22 protein-coding genes and 1 riboswitch are annotated in these 21,262 nt (G+C 63.6%); of the genes, 9 read left to right on the forward strand and 13 right to left on the reverse strand.

The genetic code is table 11. The annotated features are described in order from the left end of the window. Positions 1-21: 21 nt before the first annotated feature. Positions 22-573, forward strand: a complete 552-nt coding sequence (locus FDP28_RS14310; protein ID WP_144662118.1) for an RNA polymerase sigma factor — start codon at positions 22-24, stop codon at positions 571-573. Continuing rightward, complete coding sequence (locus FDP28_RS14315) at positions 570-1,331, forward strand: hypothetical protein (RefSeq protein WP_144662120.1); 762 nt, start codon at positions 570-572, stop codon at positions 1,329-1,331. The genes FDP28_RS14310 and FDP28_RS14315 overlap by 4 nt, the downstream gene beginning before the upstream one ends. Positions 1,332-1,451: 120 nt before the next feature. Here the strand turns inward: FDP28_RS14315 and ald are convergent, their stop codons facing one another. Further along, positions 1,452-2,570 carry an alanine dehydrogenase gene (gene ald / locus FDP28_RS14320; RefSeq protein WP_144662122.1) on the reverse strand — a complete coding sequence of 373 codons (1,119 nt, stop codon included), beginning with the start codon at positions 2,568-2,570 and terminating at the stop codon, positions 1,452-1,454. Between the two features lie 209 nt (positions 2,571-2,779). On the opposite strand from ald, the gene FDP28_RS14325 reads away from it, so the two are divergent. Then, positions 2,780-3,994, forward strand: a complete 1,215-nt coding sequence (locus tag FDP28_RS14325) for a PucR family transcriptional regulator (RefSeq protein ID WP_144662124.1) — start codon at positions 2,780-2,782, stop codon at positions 3,992-3,994. A 197-nt stretch (positions 3,995-4,191) separates the two neighbouring features. Here FDP28_RS14325 and FDP28_RS14330 read toward each other — a convergent pair whose 3' ends face one another. Then, positions 4,192-5,436, reverse strand: coding sequence for a hypothetical protein (locus FDP28_RS14330; RefSeq protein WP_260842479.1), 1,245 nt, complete (start codon positions 5,434-5,436; stop codon positions 4,192-4,194). 15 nt (positions 5,437-5,451) lie between these two features. Continuing rightward, positions 5,452-5,602: riboswitch (cyclic di-AMP (ydaO/yuaA leader) on the reverse strand. Positions 5,603-5,808: 206 nt separating this feature from the next. Between FDP28_RS14330 and FDP28_RS14335 the strand changes: the two genes are divergently transcribed. Continuing rightward, complete coding sequence (locus FDP28_RS14335; protein ID WP_144662128.1) at positions 5,809-6,867, forward strand: ATP-dependent DNA ligase; 1,059 nt, start codon at positions 5,809-5,811, stop codon at positions 6,865-6,867. A gap of 95 nt (positions 6,868-6,962) precedes the next feature. Here FDP28_RS14335 and FDP28_RS14340 read toward each other — a convergent pair whose 3' ends face one another. The 6 genes from FDP28_RS14340 to ptsP all read right to left on the reverse strand — a co-directional run bounded on the left by FDP28_RS14340 (position 6,963) and on the right by ptsP (position 10,959). Further along, positions 6,963-7,226 carry a DUF6480 family protein gene (locus FDP28_RS14340; RefSeq protein WP_144662130.1) on the reverse strand — a complete coding sequence of 88 codons (264 nt, stop codon included), beginning with the start codon at positions 7,224-7,226 and terminating at the stop codon, positions 6,963-6,965. Between the two features lie 102 nt (positions 7,227-7,328). Then, positions 7,329-8,114, reverse strand: coding sequence for an alpha/beta fold hydrolase (locus tag FDP28_RS14345; RefSeq protein ID WP_144662132.1), 786 nt, complete (start codon positions 8,112-8,114; stop codon positions 7,329-7,331). Positions 8,115-8,183: 69 nt separating this feature from the next. Further along, the gene (locus FDP28_RS14350) at positions 8,184-8,435 is read right to left on the reverse strand and encodes a hypothetical protein (protein WP_144662134.1); all 252 of its coding nucleotides are present in this window, start codon (positions 8,433-8,435) and stop codon (positions 8,184-8,186) included. A gap of 80 nt (positions 8,436-8,515) precedes the next feature. Further along, positions 8,516-8,923, reverse strand: a complete 408-nt coding sequence (locus tag FDP28_RS14355; RefSeq protein WP_144662136.1) for a helix-turn-helix domain-containing protein — start codon at positions 8,921-8,923, stop codon at positions 8,516-8,518. Between the two features lie 32 nt (positions 8,924-8,955). Next, the gene (locus tag FDP28_RS14360) at positions 8,956-9,234 is read right to left on the reverse strand and encodes an HPr family phosphocarrier protein (RefSeq protein ID WP_144662138.1); all 279 of its coding nucleotides are present in this window, start codon (positions 9,232-9,234) and stop codon (positions 8,956-8,958) included. 24 nt (positions 9,235-9,258) lie between these two features. Further along, a complete protein-coding gene (gene ptsP, locus FDP28_RS14365; protein ID WP_144662140.1) occupies positions 9,259-10,959 on the reverse strand; it encodes a phosphoenolpyruvate--protein phosphotransferase in 1,701 nt (566 codons plus the stop codon). Between the two features lie 129 nt (positions 10,960-11,088). Between ptsP and FDP28_RS14370 the strand changes: the two genes are divergently transcribed. From FDP28_RS14370 to FDP28_RS14380, 3 genes are all read left to right on the forward strand, one after another. Further along, positions 11,089-11,811 (forward strand): TetR/AcrR family transcriptional regulator, encoded by a 723-nt coding sequence (locus tag FDP28_RS14370; RefSeq protein ID WP_144662142.1) that lies wholly within the window; start codon positions 11,089-11,091, stop codon positions 11,809-11,811. Positions 11,812-11,875: 64 nt separating this feature from the next. Beyond that, a complete protein-coding gene (locus FDP28_RS14375) occupies positions 11,876-13,897 on the forward strand; it encodes a PTS mannitol transporter subunit IICBA (protein ID WP_144662143.1) in 2,022 nt (673 codons plus the stop codon). Then, entirely contained in the window at positions 13,897-15,045 is a 1,149-nt protein-coding gene (locus FDP28_RS14380) for a mannitol-1-phosphate 5-dehydrogenase (RefSeq protein WP_144662145.1), read from the forward strand. The genes FDP28_RS14375 and FDP28_RS14380 overlap by 1 nt, the downstream gene beginning before the upstream one ends. 146 nt (positions 15,046-15,191) lie before the next feature. On the opposite strand, the gene cycA is transcribed toward FDP28_RS14380, so the two are convergent. Next, positions 15,192-16,652 (reverse strand): D-serine/D-alanine/glycine transporter, encoded by a 1,461-nt coding sequence (cycA, locus tag FDP28_RS14385; RefSeq protein WP_144662147.1) that lies wholly within the window; start codon positions 16,650-16,652, stop codon positions 15,192-15,194. Between the two features lie 296 nt (positions 16,653-16,948). On the opposite strand from cycA, the gene FDP28_RS14390 reads away from it, so the two are divergent. Beyond that, positions 16,949-18,226 (forward strand): FG-GAP-like repeat-containing protein, encoded by a 1,278-nt coding sequence (locus tag FDP28_RS14390; RefSeq protein ID WP_186313638.1) that lies wholly within the window; start codon positions 16,949-16,951, stop codon positions 18,224-18,226. Positions 18,227-18,602: 376 nt separating this feature from the next. Further along, positions 18,603-18,851, forward strand: coding sequence for a hypothetical protein (locus FDP28_RS14395; protein ID WP_144662151.1), 249 nt, complete (start codon positions 18,603-18,605; stop codon positions 18,849-18,851). A 71-nt stretch (positions 18,852-18,922) separates the two neighbouring features. Here FDP28_RS14395 and FDP28_RS14400 read toward each other — a convergent pair whose 3' ends face one another. Genes FDP28_RS14400 through FDP28_RS14415 form a run of 4 tightly spaced genes read right to left on the reverse strand, consistent with a single transcriptional unit; the run spans position 18,923 to position 21,156 of the window. Beyond that, a complete protein-coding gene (locus FDP28_RS14400; protein ID WP_144662153.1) occupies positions 18,923-19,684 on the reverse strand; it encodes an ABC transporter permease in 762 nt (253 codons plus the stop codon). Further along, positions 19,681-20,463 (reverse strand): ABC transporter ATP-binding protein, encoded by a 783-nt coding sequence (locus tag FDP28_RS14405; RefSeq protein ID WP_144662155.1) that lies wholly within the window; start codon positions 20,461-20,463, stop codon positions 19,681-19,683. The genes FDP28_RS14400 and FDP28_RS14405 overlap by 4 nt, the downstream gene beginning before the upstream one ends. Beyond that, positions 20,460-20,825: a DUF1048 domain-containing protein gene (locus tag FDP28_RS14410; RefSeq protein WP_144662157.1), complete on the reverse strand. Its 366-nt coding sequence runs from the start codon at positions 20,823-20,825 to the stop codon at positions 20,460-20,462. The genes FDP28_RS14405 and FDP28_RS14410 overlap by 4 nt, the downstream gene beginning before the upstream one ends. A 1-nt stretch (position 20,826) precedes the next feature. Continuing rightward, positions 20,827-21,156 carry a PadR family transcriptional regulator gene (locus FDP28_RS14415; RefSeq protein WP_144662159.1) on the reverse strand — a complete coding sequence of 110 codons (330 nt, stop codon included), beginning with the start codon at positions 21,154-21,156 and terminating at the stop codon, positions 20,827-20,829. Positions 21,157-21,262: the final 106 nt, after the last annotated feature.

The raw sequence follows: 21,262 nt of genomic DNA on the forward strand, positions 1-21,262 counted from the left end.
GCGGGATGGAGGCGTCCACGGGTGCTTGAACCCTTGGCTGACGAATACGTGCAGGCGGATCACGATGATCCCGCCCTGCTCTTTACGGCTGCCTACAACGCTTTTTCCGGGCCGGTTTTCGGTTACCTCAAAGCCCGCGGCGTGGACGATCCCGAAGCCGTAACCCAGGATGTCTTCCTTGCCCTGTACCCCAAGCTGGACTCACTCCACGGCGGGCTGCAGGGTGCCAAGACCTTGCTGTTCACCATCGCGCACGCCCGTCTGGTGGACCATTACCGCAAGCGTGAACGCACCCCCGACTCCACGCCGTACGAACCTGACTTCGATGCCCGCCGCTCTCCATCGGCTGAAGAGCAGGCATTCGGCAGGGCTTCCGGCCTGGGGGTAACGGAACTTTTGGAGGACCTCGCCGAGGATTACCAGGAGGTCCTGGCACTGAGGGTCGTCGCCGACCTGTCGGTGGAAGAAACAGCGGACATCATGGGCAAGTCCCAGGGTGCCGTGAAACAACTGCAGCGCAGGGCATTGGGCGCACTGAAGAAACGTGCGCTACTAAGGAACGGCACATCATGAGTGAAAACACCGCACCGCGTCGGCGGAACGACCAGCAGGCCATCGACTCCCTGCTCGCGGACGCCGGGATGGAGGACAACTCCGCCCTGCGCACTGAACTTCTCGAACTGCGTTCCCTGGCCAACACCGCACCGATGCCCTCGGACGCTATCCGCGCACTGATGGTGGGTGTGCCCGCGGCCACGGAGTTGATGCCCGCCGTCGCTGTTGAGGCGACGCAGCAGGCTGCTCCTGTGGATGAACTGGCCGCACGCCGCAGGAAGAAGGGGCGCGCCGCCGTCGTCGGTCTTGTCGTTGCGGCATCGCTGGCAGGAGGTGCGACAGCGGCAGCAGCCTCCGAAGGCGGGATTCCGGGAGCCTTCCAGCACGTCGGCGCGGCCATCGGCTCGGTGGTTTCACAGTTGAGCCCCGGCTCGGGCAACGCTCCCCAGGCCCCGGTGCCCGAAGGTACGACGCCGGTACAGGGCCCTTCCCGCCAGGAAAGCCAGCCGGCCGTTGTTCCGAACCAGCCCACTCCTGCCCCGGCGGCTCCCACGAACCCTGCCGGGGCGCCCCACACCGATCCGCAGACCACCCCGGGCCACGGTCAGTCCCAGGCCCCCAAAGGTCCGGGCACCGATCCGGGCAAGGGCATCCTCCCTCCGGCTCCGTCGCTGCCCGTCACACCCCCGGACCTTGATCCTTCCAAGCTGGATCCCTCAAAGCTCCGCCCCTCGGACATCCCGGTTCCGGAGCTTCCCACACTGCCCGCGAAGTGACACTTAATGACAATGTTCGGCAGCAACATTGTCATTAACTGCCAACTCGGTGCGGTTTAAACCACGACGGCGGGGTGCGGCTTCGTATGGAAGCCGGACCCCGCCGTCGTGGTTGGCGTGCTAGGCGGAAACCAGGCTGTGCCAGTCGTTGACCAAGGGCAGGTTGTGCGCCTCGGAAACGGAGTGGTGTGCCACATGGCCTGCAGCGATGTTGAGGCCGGCAGCCAGGGCGGGGTCGCGGTCGAAAGCGGCCTTGACGCCCAGGTTGGCCAGTGCCACGGCGTAGCGCAGGGTGACGTTGGTCAGTGCGTACGTGGAGGTGTTCGGAACAGCGCCAGGCATGTTGGCAACGCAGTAGAAGATCGAGTTGTGGACCTTGTACGTCGGTTCCTGGTGGGTGGTGGGGTGCGTGTCTTCGAAGCAACCGCCCTGGTCCACGGCGATGTCCACCAGGACCGAGCCCGGCTTCATGCGAGACACGAGATCGTTGGTGACCAGCTTGGGAGCCTTGGCGCCCGGGATCAGGACGGAGCCGATTACGAGATCTGCGTCGATGACTGACTTCTCGATCTCGTAGGCGTTGGAGGCAACGGTCTTCAGGCGGCCCTGGTAGAGGGCATCGAGTTCGCGCAGCCGGTTGATGTTGATGTCCATGATGGTGACATCCGCACCGAGGCCCAGCGCCATGGCGGCGGCGTTGGTTCCTGCAACGCCAGCGCCCAGTACAACAACCTTGGCCGGGCGCACGCCCGGTACGCCGCCCAGGAGAACGCCCTTGCCACCGGCCGGAGCCATCAGGGAGGAAGCGCCCACAACCACGGACAAGCGGCCCGCGACCTCGGACATCGGAGCCAGCAGCGGAAGTGCGCGGCCTTCCTGCACGGTCTCGTAGGCGATGGCGGTGACGCCGGAGTTGATGAGCTCGGCGGTGAGCTCGGGCTCTGCGGCGAGGTGGAGGTAGGTGAAGAGGATGAGGCCCTTGCGGAAGCGGTGGTACTCGGCCGCGATGGGCTCCTTGACCTTCATGACCATGTCGGCGCGGCCCCAGACGTCATCGGCTTCGTTGACGATTTCTGCGCCGGCGATCGAGTATTCCTCGTCGGTGATGCCCGAGCCCAGGCCTGCGCCTCGCTCAACCAGAACGGTGTGTCCGTGGGTGCGGAACTCGTGGACACCGGCGGCCGTGATGGCTACGCGGAACTCGTTGTTCTTGATTTCTTTGGGGACGCCGATGATCATTTGCTGGCTCCATCGTTAGCGGCCTGTTCGGCCGAATATGTACTGCGGGCTGTGATTCCAGAATAAATCCGGCTGTGAGGCAGGCGACATGAATATGGGAGCGACCGAAGGACCAAACCCCTGAAAATCAAGGAACTTGCCCCGGGCTGTTCGACATTTGTCGAGCACTGGAGCGTCAAGTGTCGCCTGGTGTTGGTACGCTGTGGAGGATGCAGCAGGACGTGGAACAGATCGTTGAACGCGTGGCGCTTAAGCTCGGGCGCGGACTATCCCTTGAGGATCTCGACGGCGTCCTCCTCGCCTACAGCTCCAACCAATCCCATGCCGACCGCGTCCGCGTGAATTTCCTCCTGAGCAAGCGTGTTCCGGGGGACGTCAGCGCCTGGCAGCTCTCACACGGCATCGCCACAGCGGTGCGTCCCGTGGTGGTCCCGGCCAACGACGAGCTGGGGATGCTGGGCCGCGTCTGTGTGCCGCTTCTGGTCCGCGGTTTCCGTGTGGGGTACTTATGGGTCCAGCAGGACCTTGAAGAGCAAAGCGCGACGGCGATCCTCGCCCAGTTGCCCGGCGTGCGTGACGAGCTGGACCTGTTGGCGGGCTTGCTCCTTGACTCCAACACGGCCGAGTCCGAGTTCCGGCGCAGGCGTGAGCAGGAGTTCCTCTCGGCGTGCGGCGGGGAGTCGAACGCCGTCGCCGCTGTAGCGGGCTGGAAGGAGATCCAAGGCCGCGGTCCATGGCAATTGGTGACCGTCCTGGACGCGGACGGTGCCCGGTCCGACGTCGACCCAATTGCCGCAACCCTGACGCACCGCTCTGCCGCGCTGCAGTCGACCATCGGCGTGAACGCCGCCTTGTTCAGTGCGGGTACGGAAACCCACTCGGTGGTCCTCTTCCGCGAATCCGGTGGCCGGGCAGACCACGCGCAGGTTCTGGTCCACTACCAGCTGGAGCTCGCCAAGCGTGCCGGCAGGACCGTGGACCGCGTCATCCTGGGGATCAGCGAACCGTTCCAAGTCATCAGGCAGCTCGCGGGGGCGTACCGGCAATCCAAGGTTGCCGCGCAGGCCGCTGCGGTGGACCTGCAGCTGGGGGAGTTGGTGGACAGCCGGGCGGTCGGGGTGTACCAGTTGTTCGATCGTCTGCTGGCTCCGGGTGGTTGGGACGACACCGGCTCGGTGCATTTCCGGACACTCGAGGATCAGGACAAGAACGGCGAGCTCCTGCCGGTCCTGGAACTCCTCTACGACAACGACGGCGCGGTCAAGGATGTCGCCGCCAAACTTCACCTTCACCGCAGCAGCATCTACAACAGGCTGGGCCGGATCCGCCAGCTTATCGGTGCTGATCCGCTCAATGGTGCCATTCGGCTCGAACTGCATGCTGCTCTCAAGGCGCGGCGCTGGGCAGGCAGGCCAAGGATCTGAGGGCCCTTTCAATCAGGGGGCATTAACCACATAAGGCAGGCACCCGGCGTGGGTGCCTGCCTCATGTGTTGGCTAGGAACGCCTTAAGCGCTGGCAACTCCAGCGGCCCCTTCGGCGTCGGAACGTGGACGTGCGGCTGCTGCTGCAGTACCGGCTGTGCCATCCGGTGTGGACTGTGGTGCGGGGCAAGCGGATGCTCACTGCAACACATCCCGGGCAGCACCAAGGAGTGATTCCAAGGTGGATGCTTGCGGCTTCGGCGTGTTCGGGTTGCCGGTGGGCCGTGGCTTGGAGGTCTCCGTTGGCGTGGGCGAAGGCGTGGGAGTTGTGGTGGGAGTGGGCGTGGTGGTCGGCGTTGGCGTCGCCGGAGGCGTGGTGACCGTGTCCGACGGCACGTCGCTGGGAGCCGGCGCGGGCTGGGCCGGAGTCGTTCCGGGCGCAGGCGTCGAGGCCACGGGCGGTGCTGCAGCCGGTGCTGCCGCCGAAGGTACCCAGACCGGCGCGGCCAAGGAGACGTGCGGTGAGGGAACCGACGACGGCGAAACCGCCGCGGGCGCCTCCGGTACCGTTGCCGGCTGGCCGGCTTCGGACGAGGCTGAACCCGATGACGACGGGGACGAAGCGGTGGTGTAGGACGTCCGTGGTGCCGGTGCGGCGGAGCCCGATTGGCGGTCTGCGTTGCTGCCGCCAGCTTGGTTTGTGGGTGCTTCCTGCCCGAAGAAGGGAAGATGCAAGGCCTGGCCCACGGATCCTGCGGTCAGGGCCAGTCCCAGCGCGCCGGCAACAACTGCCATGCGCTGGCTCATGTGCTTCACGGACGCGGCTTTCCGCAGGACGGCTTGGGGTTCGCGGCCGAATGTCGAGGTCGCGCCGAGGCCCGCAGCGTTACGAGGAGCTGGCGTCTTGGGTGCAGCGGCGGCGACCACGGGAATGGCCGCGGTGGCCGGTTCTGGAACATCCTGCTTGACCGGTGCATCCTGCTTCGGGCGCACGGACTGAACTGTATCCGCGGGCCGGGCAGTATCCGCGGGCTGGGCAATGTCCGCGGGCCGGGCAGGGTCTGCCCGCTGAACGATGGGGATCGCGGACGTTGGAGGGCCCGGCGTGGTTGAAACGGGGGCTGCGGCCCGGGCCGCCTCGACAACCGGGATGGCCGCGGTCGCCGGTTCCGGGAGCACGGATTTCGCTGCCGGGGTTTCTGCCGGCTCAATCACGGCGCGGGCTGCCCGTTCCCGCTCAGCGGCACGCGCGGCGGCGCGCGTGGTGGGAGCGGCTGCGGCGGGCGCCTCTACCGTGGGCGATGCAGTGGTGGGAATCGCCGCAGTGGCGGGTTCCGGCGTCGTACTTTCTGTACCGGTGACCTGTCCGCTGGGTTGGGCCCGACGGCGTCCGGTTGGCTTGGTGCGCTCGCGTTCGAGTTGCGCGCGGCGCGTGTTATCCATGGTTGGGGACATGGTTGTGCCTCTCAACGCCTGCGAGGTTAGCTGTCGGGTTCGGACGAGGCCGTCCGGCCGCTGGTTGCGGCTTCACCCCGAGGGCTTGTGGAGAAAACAAGCCCGGAGAACTGTGGGTCCCCCGTCTCTGCCGCGGGTCTGGCGGATCCTGGATTGCGGCAGAGCCCGGCGTCAACCCAGAAGCGGCCCAGCGGAGATTCGGGTCGCCCTACGACCGTACAGTAGCCGGAAAGTAAAGTCACATTAATGTAACGGGCGGTACGTCCACCCGCTTCGAGAGGGTTCTACCGCTTAGGCTTCGGGGCGCCAAAGTCCGGAAGGCACTAGCCTTGGGCGCCTACTGGCCGGTAGACATGAGCTATGGACCTGCCTGTGATGCCGCCCGTTTCGCCCATGCTCGCCAAGTCTGTCCCGAACATCCCCGACGTTGGGCATTACGAGCCCAAGTGGGATGGGTTCCGGACCGTCGTCTTCAAGGACGGGGACGAGATCATCCTGGGCAGCCGCAACGAAAAGCCCATGACGCGCTACTTCCCGGAGCTTGTTGAAGCCCTGAAGAAGAACCTTCCCGACAAATGCGTGGTGGATGGCGAGATCATCCTGATCCAGGGCAACAGGCTGGAGTTCGAGGTGTTGCAGCAGCGGATCCATCCCGCGGACAGCCGGGTGCGGATGCTTGCGGAGAAGACGCCCGCGTCGTTGGTGGCGTTCGACCTTCTTGCCCTGGGCGAGGAGGATCTCACTGGAAAGCCCTTCGCCGAGAGGCGCGCGGCCTTGGAGAAAGCCCTCGCCAACGCTGAGCCGCCGGTTTACGTCACGCCCGCGGTGACGGACCTGGAGCGGGCGAAGCAATGGTTCGTGCAGCTTGAGGGAGCAGGGCTCGACGGCGTGCTGTCCAAGCCGCTCGACGGCACCTATCAGCCGAACAAGCGGGTGATGTTCAAGACCAAGCATGAGCGGACAGCCGACTGTGTCGTGGCCGGCTTCCGGTGGCACAAGACCGCGAAAGTTGTGGGCTCGATGCTCCTGGGGCTCTACGACGACTCGGGTCGGCTCCATCACGTCGGCGTCGTGGCATCATTCCCCATGGCAAAACGGGAGGCCTTGGTGGCTGAACTCGAGCCGTATCAAGTGGAGTTTGCCGACCACCCCTGGGGTGAGTGGGCCAACCAGGAGGCCGGTGGATCCAGGATGCCCGGCGCCCAGAGCCGGTGGAGCGCAGGCAAGGACTTCTCCTTTGTTCCCCTCCGCCCTGAGCTGGTCATCGAGGTGGCGTACGACTACATGGAGGGCGACCGGTTCCGCCACACGACGCAGTTCCGCCGGTGGCGGCCGGACCGGACCCCGGAAAGCTGCACGTATTCGCAGCTGGAGGATCCTGTGGAGTACGACCTCGGGGAGATACTGAGCCTCCCGTAGCCGGGTACTGCCAAGCACGTTGCCAACCCGCTGTTGCGTCGCTGGCCAGCAACGCAACAGCGGGTTGGCAACGGAGTTAGCTGTGCCGCCGGGTACTACTCCTCGTGCCCCTGGTCGCTGCTCATGCTTCCTTCGGCAGGAGGCGTTTCGCCCGGGGGTACCCCTCCACCGGGCTCGAGTCCCGTGACGTTTCCGTCCAGGGGATCAGGGTTGGCTGAGGCGGCGGGATCGTCGTCCTCGTCCTGGCGCATATCGGGATCTTCGTGGATGCTGTCCGCCTCGGCCGTGGTGTCGATGGGGCCGGTTGCGCCGCTCACGCCGAAGGTCCGGGGATCGTCTTCCGGGTCATAGTTGGTCATGATGCATCCTTTCGTAAGCAAACTTACTAATCCGCTTGCCCCGCCAGCCTAGCCTGATCCGGCGGCACCCAACAAGGGCACCCCGCCGTCGTTCTTCAGTCCTCAGCGGTGCTGCGTTGTTGCGGTGACGAAGCTGCGGATGGCATCCGCCACGGCCTTGGGCCGCATGTGCTGGGCTACGTGCCCCACCCCGGGAATCTCCACCAGGCGTCCCTGCGCCACTGCACGCGAAAGCCGTAGCGACCACTCTGGCCCCGCCACGTGGTCGCGGCTTCCGCGGAGGATCAGTACCGGGGCCTGTACCCGGGAGAGCCGTTCTTCGGTGGGATACTTCATCATCACGGGCAGTTCGGTGAAGTACCAGCGCGGCCCGCACTTGAGGTAGTCGGTGAACACGATCCAGTTGGAGGAGGGGCTTTCGCGCAGCATCCCGTCCAAACCCAAGGCGATCGACTGCCGCAGGATGTTCTTGTGCCTGGAATCGACCACAGGACCCATCAACACCACATGCCGTGCACTCTCCGGACGATGCAGGGCCGCCTCGATAGCGAACTGCACTCCCATGGAGTGGCCCACGAGGATGTACGAGTCGATCCCGCGCGATGCCAGTGCTTCGGCAATGAAGGCTCCGTAGTCTTCGACCTGGAGTTGCCGGTCCGGCCGTGGCGTCCCGGCGAAACCGGGCAGGTCCAGGGAATAGGTTGGCGCGCTCGCGGCCAGGACGGCGTGCAACCTCGCCAGGTACCGGTGCGAGACTCCAATTCCGTGGATGAGGATGTAGGCGGGGGTCGCCTCCGGCGCAGCGCCTGGCGATGGCGTGCCGTCCGTCCACAGGATGCGTCCGGTCAGGCCCAGGACCTCGACGTCGGCTGACAACAGTGCGGTCATGCGGGCCAAACCAGGTGCGGGATTCTCGAAGCCATACCGCTATTGAACCGCATCCGGCGCGAGGGGCGATTACTCCCTGGTTGCGTCGTCCGATTCGGTGGGGTCCGCTGCCGGATGTGAAGCGTCAGGTGCGGCCGCAGCATCAGCGGCCTCCCGGCGTCGTGCGATTTTCGATTCGGTCCACATGGTGACCGCGACGAAGACTGTGCACGCAAACATGAACGTCGCCACGAAGTTCAATCCCATTGCTGAGCCCAGGGGTATGGCAAGGGCCAGCGCGGCCAAACCAGCCACGATATGCCACCCCTTGAAATTGCCCACCGATCAAGCGTAACCCCGGCCTTTACGGGTGCCCGCCTGTTGGCTGGGATCGTTGCTTGATCCTTATCACTCGGACACTTTCACTCGCTTTTTGCGGCCTCCGCGGCAGCAGTTTCAGCCTGCTTGCGCTTCTGCGTTTCCAGCCAGGACATGATGGCGGCCTGCCGGATCCGGCGATGCGTTCCCCGGTACTCCACAGGAATCTCGCCGCGGTCGGTCATGTTCCGCAAATAGGTGTGCGAGATCCCGGCGAGCTCCGCCGCCTGCGAGGTGGTGAGCATTTCCTCCACGCTGCTGACGGTCACCGTTTCGCCCCGCCCCAGTCTCGCCAGGAGGTCGACGACGGCGTCGCGCGCCGCGTCGGGCAGCCGATGGACCGTGCCGTCCACGAACACCGTGATGTCGTCGCTGTCGTTGAGGGACCGCGCCAAATTCCGGGCGTCGTCGGCGGGGAGGCCCGCTGTGACCCGGGGAGCTATCAATGCCATGGCAGAAGCCTAGCGGTTGGGAAGGGAAGAACTTACTCCGCGTCCAGGTCCGTTTCCAGCAGCTTCACCAGGGCATCCAGTGCTGCCTCGGCGCCTTCACCCTCGGCCCGCAGCACCACGACGTCGCCCTTGGCGGCGCCAAGGGTCATGAGCGACAGGATGCTGGCGGCGTCCATCGCTTCATCTTCGGGCTGGCCCTGCATGGCGATGGTGACGTCCACCGGCTGTTCGCCCGCGGCCTCGGCGAACAGGGCGGCGGGCCGGGCGTGCAGGCCCGAGCGGCTGGCTACGGTTGCTGTGCGTTCTGGCATTGTTCCTCCTGGTGGTGGATCGGGTTAGAGGCCGAGTTCTTCGAGTACGGGGAGCTTGGCCCGGACCCACTCGCGCGCTTCGGTAGCGCTGGGGGCGGACAATGCCAGGCGGGCAAGTTCCTGCGCCTGCTCCAGCGTGACGGTCTTCAGCACTGTCCCGACGGCGGCCAAGGAGCGCGCGGTCATGGACAGTGTGGTGACACCCAGGCCGGTAAGGACGACGGCGAGGGCCGGGTCCGCGGCCGCCTCACCACAGACGCCCACGGGCTTGTTGGCGCCTTCGCGGCCGGCGCCTTCCTGTGCCGCGCCTTCAACAGTGAGCTGGACGAGCCGCAGCACCGCAGGCTGCCAGGGCGTGTTCAGTTCCGCGAGGGGGCCGAGCTGGCGGTCGGCGGCCATGGCGTACTGCGTAAGGTCGTTGGTACCCAAGGAGGCGAAACCGACTTCGCGCAGGACGGTGGCGCTGGTCAGTGCAGCGGAGGGGACCTCCACCATGACACCCGGCGTCTGGATTCCGGCGGCGGCACACAGCGAAGCGAAACGTCCGGCTTCGGCTGCGGTGGAAATCATCGGGGCCATGACCCACACATCGGCCTCGGATTCCGACGCGGCCCGGGCGATGGCCTCAAGCTGGCGCTCAAGGACGCCGGGGGTAGTGAAGTCGGTGCGGTAGCCGCGAACGCCCAGCGCAGGGTTGGGTTCAGTGGCATCTGTAAGGAAGGGGAGGGGCTTGTCGGCGCCGGCATCCAGCGTGCGAAGGACCACCTTCTTGCCGGGGAAGGCATCAAACACGGCTTTGTAGGCGGCGGCTTGTTCATCCACTGAGGGCTCGGTGTCCCGTTCAAGGAAGCAGAACTCGGTGCGGAACAGGCCAACACCCTGCGCTCCGAGACCTGCCGCAGCCACGGCGTCCTTGGCACCTCCGACGTTGGCGAGGAGCGGCACCAGGTGGCCGTCCGCCGTCGTGCCGTTTCCGTCGAAGGAGGCCAATGTCGCGGAGGTTTCAGCCCACGCGGTTGCTGAGGCGCGGTGCTCCTCGGTGGGTTCAACTGCGACGAAACCGGCCGCGCCGTCCACGTAGACTTCGGTTCCGTCCGCGATGTCGTCCACGCCATGGGCTGCGACGACGGCGGGCAGGCCGAGCGAGCGGGCGATGATGGCGGTGTGGGACTGGGGGCCGCCGCCGGAGGTGACCAGTGCAAGGACCTTGGACGGGTCCAGCGTGGCGGTATCTGCCGGTGCGAGGTCCTCGGCTACCAGGATGAAGGGCGTGTCGGAGGACGGGATGCCCGGAGCGGGGACGCCGCGGAGTTCGGCCACGATGCGTGCCCGCACGTCCAACACGTCAGTCGCACGCTCGGCCATGTAGCCGCCGAGGTTGTGCAGCATTTCGGAGACAGACGCGCCGGCTTCCCAGATGGCGCGCTCGGCAGAGGTTCCGGCGTTGATGAGTTTGCCGGCCGACTTCAGGAGCATGGTGTCCTTGGCCATCAGTGCGGTGGCCTCGAGGACTGCTTTGCCGTCGCCGGAGGCGCTGTCCGCGCGGCCTTTCAGCTCGTCATGGACAGACTGCGCCGCGGCTTTCAGGCCCGCGACGGCGTCTTCCGGGTTGACGTCCGCGGCGAGGCGTTCGCCCGACGGCGGCTCACTCACCGGCTTGGGCATCTGGCGGACGGAACCGATGATGCGGCCAGGGCTAACCCCAACTCCTTGGAAATTCTGCACTGAATCCTCTGTTCCTGCTTGTCGGTCAAGACCCGCCGGCGACGGCACCGGGAGCCTGCAAATTTAGCTTACAAAATTTCCTTGTGAGCTACTTCATATAGCAATGCTATAGGTGCTAGGGTAGCGGTTATGAGTTTCGATGACCAGCTTCCGCCGAAAATTCGGTTGCTTCGCGCAGCTGCCGAATTGCTGGCGAATTCGGAGGGGTCAGCGGTCTCGACGCGCCAGATCACCAAGCTTGCCGGGGTCACGGCGCCAACGCTCTACCACCACTTTGGTGACAAAGAAGGACTGTTTGACGCCGTCGTCTCAGCCGGTTTCGAAGAGTACGTGGCGGGGGAGCGGGATTTTGCACCGTCCGGGGAGCCCTTGGAAGACGTCCGGCGGATGTGGGACAACCACGTCCAGTTCGGGCTGACCCAACCCCACCTGTACTTGGTGATGTTCGGCAACATCAGGCCGGAAAGCCGCCCGGCAATCGTGGCCGATGCTGAAGCGCTCCTGGAAGAGATGCTGAACAAAGCCGCCATCGCCGGTCAGATCAACGTGCCGCCCCGCGAAGCAGCGCGCAGCATCCTGGCGGCCAACGTGGGCGTCACGCTCATGCTGATCGCAGAACCGGTGGAAGACCGGAACCTCGAGCTCTCGACGATGACCCGGGATTCCATGATTTTCGCCGTCTCCACGGACACAGCCCGTGGCGCCGCAGCGGAGGACTCCGGTAAGTCCTCGGTAGTTGTTGCGGCAATCGCCCTGAATGCGGCACTGCAGGCCTCGCATTCAGACCAACTGTCCAGCTCTGAACTGAAGCTCTTCCTTGAGTGGCTTCACCGCATTTCCAGCAGCTCCTAGCTGCTCTCTCTCGATCTATATCGACTGACCCCGCGCCGCCGCGGGACACACGTTAGGAATTCACATGGCAACAGAGACCGTTGCGAAGCCCCGCACCAGCCTGCGCGTTGGTGTCCAAAAGTTCGGTACATTCCTCTCCGGCATGATCATGCCCAACATCGGGGCCTTCATCGCCTGGGGTCTGATCACGGCCCTGTTCATCGAAAAGGGCTACCTCCCAGTGCCCCAGCTTGGTGGCTTCGGTACCAACGCCGAAGGTGTTGCCAATGTGGGCCTTGTTGGGCCCATGATTACCTACCTCCTGCCACTGCTGATCGCGTACACCGGCGGCAAGATGGTCTATGACGTCCGAGGTGGCGTCGTGGGTGCCATTGGAACCATGGGCGTCATTGTTGGCGCCGGCATCCCGATGTTCATCGGTGCCATGATCATGGGTCCCCTTGGCGGCTGGACCATCAAGCAGCTCGACCGACTGTGGGACGGCAAGATCCGGCCTGGCTTCGAGATGCTTGTCAACAACTTCTCCGCCGGTATCTGGGGTGCCGCGTTGGCCCTGCTGGGCTTCTACGGAATCTCCCCGCTGGTCGCCGGCTTCAGCAAGGGCGCGGGCAACGTGGTCCAGTTCCTGGTGGACAACGGACTGCTCCCGCTCACGAGCATCTTCATCGAACCCGCCAAGGTGCTCTTCCTCAACAACGCCATCAACCACGGTGTGCTGACTCCGCTGGGTGTCCAGCAGTCCCTTGAGCAGGGCAAGTCCATCCTCTTCCTGCTCGAGGCCAACCCCGGCCCGGGCCTGGGCATCCTGCTCGCGTACATGTTCTTCGGCCGTGGCGCAGCGAAGGCATCGGCTCCGGGTGCTGCGATCATCCACTTCCTCGGCGGTATCCACGAGATCTACTTCCCGTACGTCCTGATGAAGCCGATCCTGATCCTCGCCGCCATCGGTGGTGGCATGACGGGCATTGCCACGCTTGCCCTGACCAACTCCGGCCTCGTTGCCCCGGCTGCTCCTGGTTCCATCATCGCCGTCATTGCGCAGACCTCGCGCGACAGCTACGTTGGGGTGATCCTGGCAGTCGTGCTGGCCACCACCGTGTCCTTCCTGATCGCCTCCCTCATCCTGCGCACCTCCAAGAACAAGGGCGAGGACGACCTCACCGAAGCCACGTCCCGCATGGAAGCCATGAAGGGCAAGAAGAGCTCCGTCTCCTCCGCCCTGACCGGCGAGGGTGCTGACCGCACCGCGGCCCGTGGCGAGGGAACCGTCCTGACCCGTCCGGTGCAGAACATCGTGTTTGCTTGCGACGCCGGCATGGGCTCCAGCGCCATGGGTGCCTCCGTCCTGCGCAACAAGATCAAGGCCGCAGGGTTCCCGGATGTGAAGGTCACCAACTCGGCCATTGCCAACCTGAGCGACAGCTACGACGTCGTCGTGACGCACGAGGACCTCACCGAGAGGGCCCAGCCGCGTACGGCCAGCGCCGTGCATTACTCGGTGGACAACTTCATGAACAGCCCGCGCTATGACGAGATCGTTGAACTCGTGAGGGCCAGCAACAGCGAGGGCGCACCGGCAGAAACCACAGAGACCGTCGCAGCAGCTCCCGCCCATGGCGCGCACACCGCTGAGCCGGCTGCCGCCGTCGAAGGTAAAGCCGTGCTGCTGCGCGAAAGCGTAGTCCTGAACGGTACTTCCCGCGACCGCGACAGCGCGATCGACGAGGCCGGACAGCTCCTGCTCGACCGTGGTGCTGTGGACATGAGCTACGTCCACGCGATGCACGAGCGCGAAGAATCCGTGTCCACGTACATGGGCAGCTTCCTGGCGATCCCGCACGGCACGAACGCCGCCAAGGAACACATCAACCACTCGGCCGTGTCCATTGTCCGTTATCCGGAGGGCATCGACTGGGGCGGCAAGCAAGTGAAGTTCGTCGTCGGCGTGGCCGGCATCAACAACGAACACCTCCACATCCTGTCCTCAATTGCCAAGATCTTCACCAACAAGGCACAGGTTGCCCAGTTGGAGCAGGCAACCACGGTGGATGAGGTCCTGGAGCTGTTCGGAAAGGTCAACGCATAGTGAAGGCAGTCCATTTTGGGGCAGGCAACATTGGACGCGGCTTCGTGGGGTTGCTGCTGCACGAAGCAGGCTATGAGGTGGTGTTCGCGGATGTCGCCGACGCCCTGATCAGCCAGCTCGCGTCCGCGGACTCGTACGACGTCCATGAGGTAGGCGAGAATCCCGCGGTCAAGACCGTTACGGGCTTCCGGGCGCTGAACTCAGCGACGCAGGAGGACGCGGTCGTGGAGGAGATCGCGACGGCGGATGTGGTCACCACGGCGGTGGGGCCGCACATCCTGAAGTTCGTTGCACCGGTGATCGCCCGCGGGCTGGCTGCCCGGCCCGCGGACCTCCCGCCCCTCCATGTGATGGCCTGCGAGAACGCCATTAACGCCACGGACCTCCTGCACACCGAGATCCGCGCCGCCTGGGACGACTCGGCCGGTGACCTGGACGCCGTCGCGGTTTTCGCGAACACCGCAGTGGACCGCATTGTCCCCAACCAGGCAGCGGGCCAAGGCCTGGATGTCACCGTGGAGACCTTTTACGAGTGGGTTATCGACCGCACGCCCTTCAAGGGCAATGCTCCGGTGATCCCGGGCGCCACGTTTGTGGACGAGCTGGGACCGTACATCGAGCGCAAGCTGTTCACGGTGAACACGGGCCACGCATCGGCTGCGTACTTTGGGTACCAGGCCGGGCTGGAGAAGATTTCCGACGCCATGGCCGATCCCGCCGTGGCCGCGAAGGTCCGCGCTGTGCTGGAGGAGACCAAGGAACTCCTGGTGGGCAAGCACGGGTTCGAGGAAGCTGCCCAGGAAGCGTACGTGCAGAAGATCCTCTCGCGCTTCACAAACCCGCACCTGCCGGACACGGTGGTGCGTGTGGGGCGGGCCCCCTTGCGGAAACTCGGCCGCCACGAGCGTTTTGTGGGTCCGGCGGCAGAACTCGCCGAGCGCGGAGTCACCCCGGTGGCATTGCTTGAGGCCATGTCTGCGGCCCTGCGTTTCGACGACGGTGCCGACGACGAAGCCGTGGAGCTCGCCAAGCTGCTGTCCCAACTGGACGCGGCGGCCGTCGTCGAACGCGTCACGGAACTGACGCCGCAGCACCCGCTGTTCCCTGCCGTGCAGAAGCTGGTGGAGGACCGCCAAGCGGAGCTCTGACCCTCTCTCACATCCCGCGCGTTTGGGGGAGACCCTCTCTCACATCCCGCGCGCTTGGGGGAGACCCTCTCTCACTATTCGCTGTTAAAAGCCCGACGCCGGGCACCCAAGGTGGGTGCCCGGCGTCGGGCTTTCGCTTTTAAGGGTTAGCGCGCTGCCGCGGTTTCGGCTTCCGCCATCGCCTTCCATTCGGCCACGCGGGCCTGGTGAAGCGGTGAGCGGCGGACCACTGCGTAAGCAATGCCCAGGATCGCGAACCAGATGGGCGTCACCAGCAACGCGGTGAGCGTGTCCGGTTGCGTGGTCAGTGCCCAAACCAGGAACGCGAAGAACGCGAACACGACCCACACCATCGGGACACCGCCGGGCATCTTGAAGGTGGACGCTGCATGCTGCTCCGGGCGGCGCTTCCGGTAGACGAGGTAGCTGGCCAGGATGATCGACCAGACGAACATGAAGCAGACGGCGGACACTGTGGTCACCATGTCGAACGCTGCACCAACGTCCTTGCCTGCGTAGAGGAGGACGACGCCGGCCAGCAACAGCACGCAGGAAAGGAACAGTGCGTTCTGGGGTACTTTGCGGCTGGAGAGGCGGCCGAAGATCTTGGGTGCGTCGCCGTCGTTGGCGAGGCCGAAGACCATGCGCGACGTGGAGTAGATGCCGGAGTTGGCCGAGGACATGGCCGAGGTGAGCACAACGAGGTTGACCACCGTGGCTGCGATTCCAAGCCCTGCCAAGGAGAACATGGCGATGAACGGGCTGTGGCCGGCTTTGAACTCAGTCCACGGGGTGACGGACATGAGGATGATCAGGGCGCCAACGTAGAAGAGCATGACGCGCAGGGGAATGGCGTTGATGGCGCGGGGGAGGTTGTGCTCGGGGTTCTTGGTTTCAGCTGCTGCCGTGCCTACGAGTTCGATGCCCACGAACGCGAAGACAGCGATCTGGAAACCGGCGACGAAGCCCATGAACTCCTTGGGGAAGAAGCCGCCGTGGCTCCACAGGTTGGTGAAGCTGGCCGTACCCGCGTTGGACTGGAAGCCAGTGAAGATCATGACCAGGCCAATGACGATCAGCGCCACGATGGCCACGATCTTGATGAGGGCGAACCAGAATTCCGTCTCACCGAAGGCCTTCACGGTGGGCAGGTTCAGCAGGAGCAGGATGATGATGGTGGCCAGGCCCGGGATCCACAGCTGGATGCCCGGCCAGAGTTCGTTGGCGTAACCCGCAATCGCGATGACGTCAGCCACGCCGGTGACAACCCAGCAGAACCAATAGGTCCAGCCGGTGAAGAAGCCGGCCCATGGGCCCAGAAGGTCACCCGCAAAGTCGCTGAACGATTTGTAGTTCAGGTTGGACAGCAGGAGCTGCCCCATGGCGCGCATGACGAAGAAGAGCATGAAGCCGATGATCATGTACACGAAGATCACGGAGGGGCCGGCGACGGAGATGGTCTTGCCGGAGCCCATGAAGAGGCCGGTTCCGATGGCGCCGCCGATGGCCAGGAGCTGGATGTGGCGGTTGCTGAGCGAGCGTGAAAGGTGGGGCTCGCTGTCCCTGCTGGAGGCAGTGCGCTGCCCTGTTGTTGTCTGGTCAGACATGAGTGTTCAAGAACCCTTCGGAAGAACCGTCAAAAAGGTGACGGCCGTTACAGATCTGGTTCGATAAAGCTATAGCTTATGTCTGACAAATGGCGAATCGGTCTGCATGGCGAAAGCTCCCTTGTGGAAAGGGAGCTTCGGTTGCAAGGCCGAGTGCAACTGTAGGATTTGCTTTTATGCGCATCCCCTCCTTTGGCCGTGTCTGGGCCGCCACGGCAATCGCTGCTGCGATTACTGCTTGCCCAATGGTCGCCGGCTCTGCAATGGCCGCCCCCGACGTTACGAACACTATTCATATGGGGGGTACTCCAGCGGGAGCTGCCGTTGATCCGGCTACAGGAACGGCGTATGTCACCGATTACAGTTCCGGCACGCTTGCTGTGATAAATGGAAGCACGGTTTCCGCCACGATTGCCGTGGGGCGGGACCCTCAAGGTGTGATCGTGGATCCTGTGACTCACACCGTTTACGTGGCCAATTGGGGTGAAAGCACTGTCTCGGTCATCAAGGGGAGAACGGTCACTGCAACCATTCCCGTAGGCGGTCATCCGCATGGCCTGGCTGTGGATCCCGCTTCCCACACCGTGTACGTCGCTAACTCCCAGTCGGGCACGATTTCTGTCATCAACGGAAGCGCGGTTACCGCTACGATTGCCGTCGGCCATGACACCTGGGATGTCGCTCTGGATCCCACCACCCACACGGTCTATGCGGCGGGTGGGGACGGGAAGTTGTATGTCATTAAGGACAACGCCGTCACAGATGTCGTCGATGTCAATGGCTATGGACTTGGAGGTGTCGCGGTGGACCAGCACACCCACAAGATCTACGTCACCTCCCCCTCAGCGGGTGGACGCTTGTATGTCGTGGAGGGGACCAGCGTCGTAGATTCAATGCAGATAGCTGGCGGGGCGCCGGAGTGGGTAGCCGTTGACCCCACCACGCACTCGGTTTACATGACAACGCTATATGCCAATAACCTGTCGATGATCAGCGGACTGGGAGTGAAGTCAGCCATCCGCGTGGGTCAGGCGCCGGTCGGCGTTGGCATAGACCCTGTACGACATATTGCCTACGTAGCGAATGGCAGCGACGGCACAATTTCGGTTGTGAGGGATCATGCGAACAAGGACTTCAACAGCGACGCCCACCCCGACGTCTTGGCCAAAGACGGCAACGGAGCTTTGTGGCTTTATCCCGGAAATGGAAGCGGGGGATGGCTCCAGAGATCGCAGGTCGGGCAGGGTTGGAACGGCATGAGCGCTGTGGTCAGCGCAGGCGATTTTAACGGTGACGGGCATCCGGATGTTTTGGCCCGTGACGGTGGGGGTGCCTTGTGGCTTTATCCCGGTAATGGTTCGGGAGGGTGGCTGCCGAGGGTTTTGGTGGGTCAGGGCTGGAATGTGATGTCTGAGTTGACTGGCCCGGGAGACTTCAGCGGGGACGGGCACGTGGACGTATTGGCAAAGGATAGCGGCGGAACCTTATGGATGTACCCAGGGAACGGTGCCGGTTCATGGTTGCCGCCTCAGAGGATTGGTTCGGGATGGAACGTTATGAGTTCGCTTCCCTAACGAGTTCAGGAGGTTGCAGGCGTAGAACACTCTGGTGCCGATGAGAATTATCAGCTCCATTTGATTCCGATTCATAAAGACCGTCGGGAATAGTCGCCTTGCAGAAAGCCGTAGGCGTGTATTCATCAGCATCCGTCAACTTAAAGGAAAGATTTAGGCCACCACCCAGGATCGGATTCGGATAGAGGCGCATCTCGCAGCGAGCCGAGGCCATAGCCTGTTCCGCCACGACTGGTGAGGCTCAGTCTCCGGCGACACCACGGCCAACAAGCAGCCATGCGGCACGCTTCCAGCCTCCGCCTTGGGTCTCAAAAGCCTAGTGACCCGTGTTTACAAACCTGTCAATTTGAGTTTCATAACTCGATAGAATGCGCAGATGGCCAATTCACATACATCGCCGATGACTCGCCAGGACCGCAGACAGAAAGTACTCGCGCTGGCATTCTGTGTGTCCATGGTGGGCCTGCTGGCTTCGATCTTCCTGACCGGCGGGAACCCGCTTTTCCCCGGGATGTCCAGTCCGCTGCTGGTGCTGTTCTTCTTCCTGGCCGCGGCAGCCAGCGTCATCGGGCTGGCCGTTACCAAGGTGAAGCGAACCGCGAAGGAAACCTCAGGCAGGGGTTAGGCGGCCCTGCATGGCGAAAGCTCCCTTGGGGAAAGGGAGCTTAGGCCGTTGGCACTGGTGGTGGTGTGCGGCTAAGCGATCTGCCGCTTATAGGCCGCCGTCGCAAAGGCATAAGCGACAACCAGGATCCCCAGGCACCAAGCCAGCGCAACCCAGATGTCGGTGCCGGCCGGACGCTGGGCAAACAGATCCTGGATGGTGTTCACGATCGACGTCACTGGCTGGTTTTCCGCGAACCAGCGCACAGGTCCCGGCATGGTGTCCGTCGGGACGAAAGCGGAGCTGATGAACGGCAGGAAGATCAGCGGGTAGGAGAAGCCGCCCGCGCCATCCACTGACTTCGCCGAAAGCCCGGCAATGATGGCGATCCACGTCAGTGCCAGGGTGAACAGCGTCAGAATTCCTGCCACGGCCAGCCAGTCCAGCACGTTCGCGGAGGTTCGGAAGCCCATGAGAAGTGCAACCCCCACGATGATCACCAGCGACAATCCGTTGGCAACCAGTGACGTCAGCACATGCGCCCAAAGCACCGACGAGCGTGCGATCGGCATGGACTGGAACCGTTCAAAGATGCCGCTCTGCATGTCCGTAAAAAGCCGTACTGCGGTGTAGGCGATGCCCGATGCAATGGCGATCAGCATGATGCCCGGGAGCAGGTAGTTGACGTAGTTATCGGTGTCGGTCCTGATGGCGCCACCGAACACGTAGACGAACAGGAGCATCAGGGCAATCGGCGTGATCGCGGTGGTGATGATGGTGTCCACGCTCCTGAAGATGTGACGCATGGAGCGGCCCAGCAGGACCGAGGTGTCCGCGAAGAAATGGGTATTCATGACCTGTCCTTTACTGACTCGGTGCTGCCGTTGGTTCCTACCAGTGCCAGGAAGATGTCCTCCAGGCTCGGCTGCTTTTCCACGTATTCCACCTTGGCCGGCGGCAGGAGCTGCTTGAGCTCGCCGAGGGTGCCGTTGGCGATGATGCGTCCTTCATGAAGGATGGCTATGCGGTCCGCCAAGTGCTCGGCCTCGTCCAGATACTGGGTGGTGAGCAGCACGGTGGTGCCCTTGGTGGCGAGGTTCTTGACGATCTGCCACACCTCAATGCGGGCCTCCGGGTCGAGCCCGGTAGTGGGTTCGTCCAGGAAGATCACCTTCGGGTTGCCGATCAGGCTCATGGCGATGTCCAGGCGCCGCCTCATCCCGCCGGAATACGTCGCCACTTTGCGGGTGCCGGCGTCGCTGAGGCTGAATTGCGCAAGGAGTTCGTCCGCGATCCCCGCCGGGTTCTTCAGATGGCGCAGTTTGGCCACCAGGATGAGGTTCTCCTTCCCGCTGAGGACCTCATCCACCGCGGCGAACTGCCCGGTCAGGCTGATGGACTGCCTCACCTGAAGCGATTCGGAGCCGACGTCGAAACCGTCGACGGCGGCCTGACCGCCGTCGGCTGTCAGCAGCGTCGACAGGATCTTCACCATGGTGGTTTTCCCCGCTCCGTTGGATCCGAGGAGGGCGAAAATGCTGCCTTTCGCAACCTCGAAGTCCACGCCCTTGAGAACATGGAGATCCTTGTAGGACTTTTCGATGCCCTTGACCTGGATTGCCGCAGCAGTCATAATTCCGCTTCCTTCGCTTTGTCTATCGCCTTGTTGAGGCGCTCGCGTTCCTTGTCGATCCAGCGTTTGCCGCCGTAGGCCTGGGCGAAGGTTTCGGCGAATTCGATGGGGTCATCTCCGACGATCGCGCTCACAGGCGTGCCGTCCACAGCGGCGCGTTCCCAGAGATCGGCCAGGTCCGTGAACATCTGCACCATGGTGTCGCCTTCTGTCACTCCGCCGTAGTACATGAGGTAGCGGTTGAAGGCGGTGGCTACAGTGAGGTACGGCTCGGGCAGGGCATCCAGCCGCGCTTTTGCTTGCTTGTATTGCTTCTTCTGCTCGAGTGATCCGGTGACCAGTTCGATCCATTTTGCTGCCATGTCAGTTTCCTTCCTTGCGGAGCTGTTCCAGTCGTTCGGACAGGAAGCTCCAGGTGTTCCAGAATTCGTTCAGTTCTTTTTTGCCTTGGGCGTTGAGCGTGTACACCTTGCGGGGCGGGCCCTTTTCGGATGGCCGTTTCTCGACGTCCACCAGCCCCTTTTGTTCGATCCTCACCAGCAGCGCGTACACGGTGCCTTCGGCGATCTCGGTAAAGCCCTGTTCCCGGAGCAGCGTGGTGATTTCGTATCCGTACGCTGCCTTTCCGGTCAGCAGGGCCAGCACGATGCCCTCCAAAGTGCCTTTGAGCATCTCTGTCATTTGTTTGCCCATCGGACACCTCCTTCACTACTCAGTATTGCTAGCTACCACTACATAGTAGAACTAGGTACCGGTACCTAGCAATACTGAATACTGAAGAATTTGGCATGCTGGGGTG

It is taken from the genome of Paenarthrobacter nicotinovorans (assembly GCF_007670255.1).
GTDB classification, from domain to species: domain Bacteria; phylum Actinomycetota; class Actinomycetes; order Actinomycetales; family Micrococcaceae; genus Arthrobacter; species Arthrobacter nicotinovorans_B.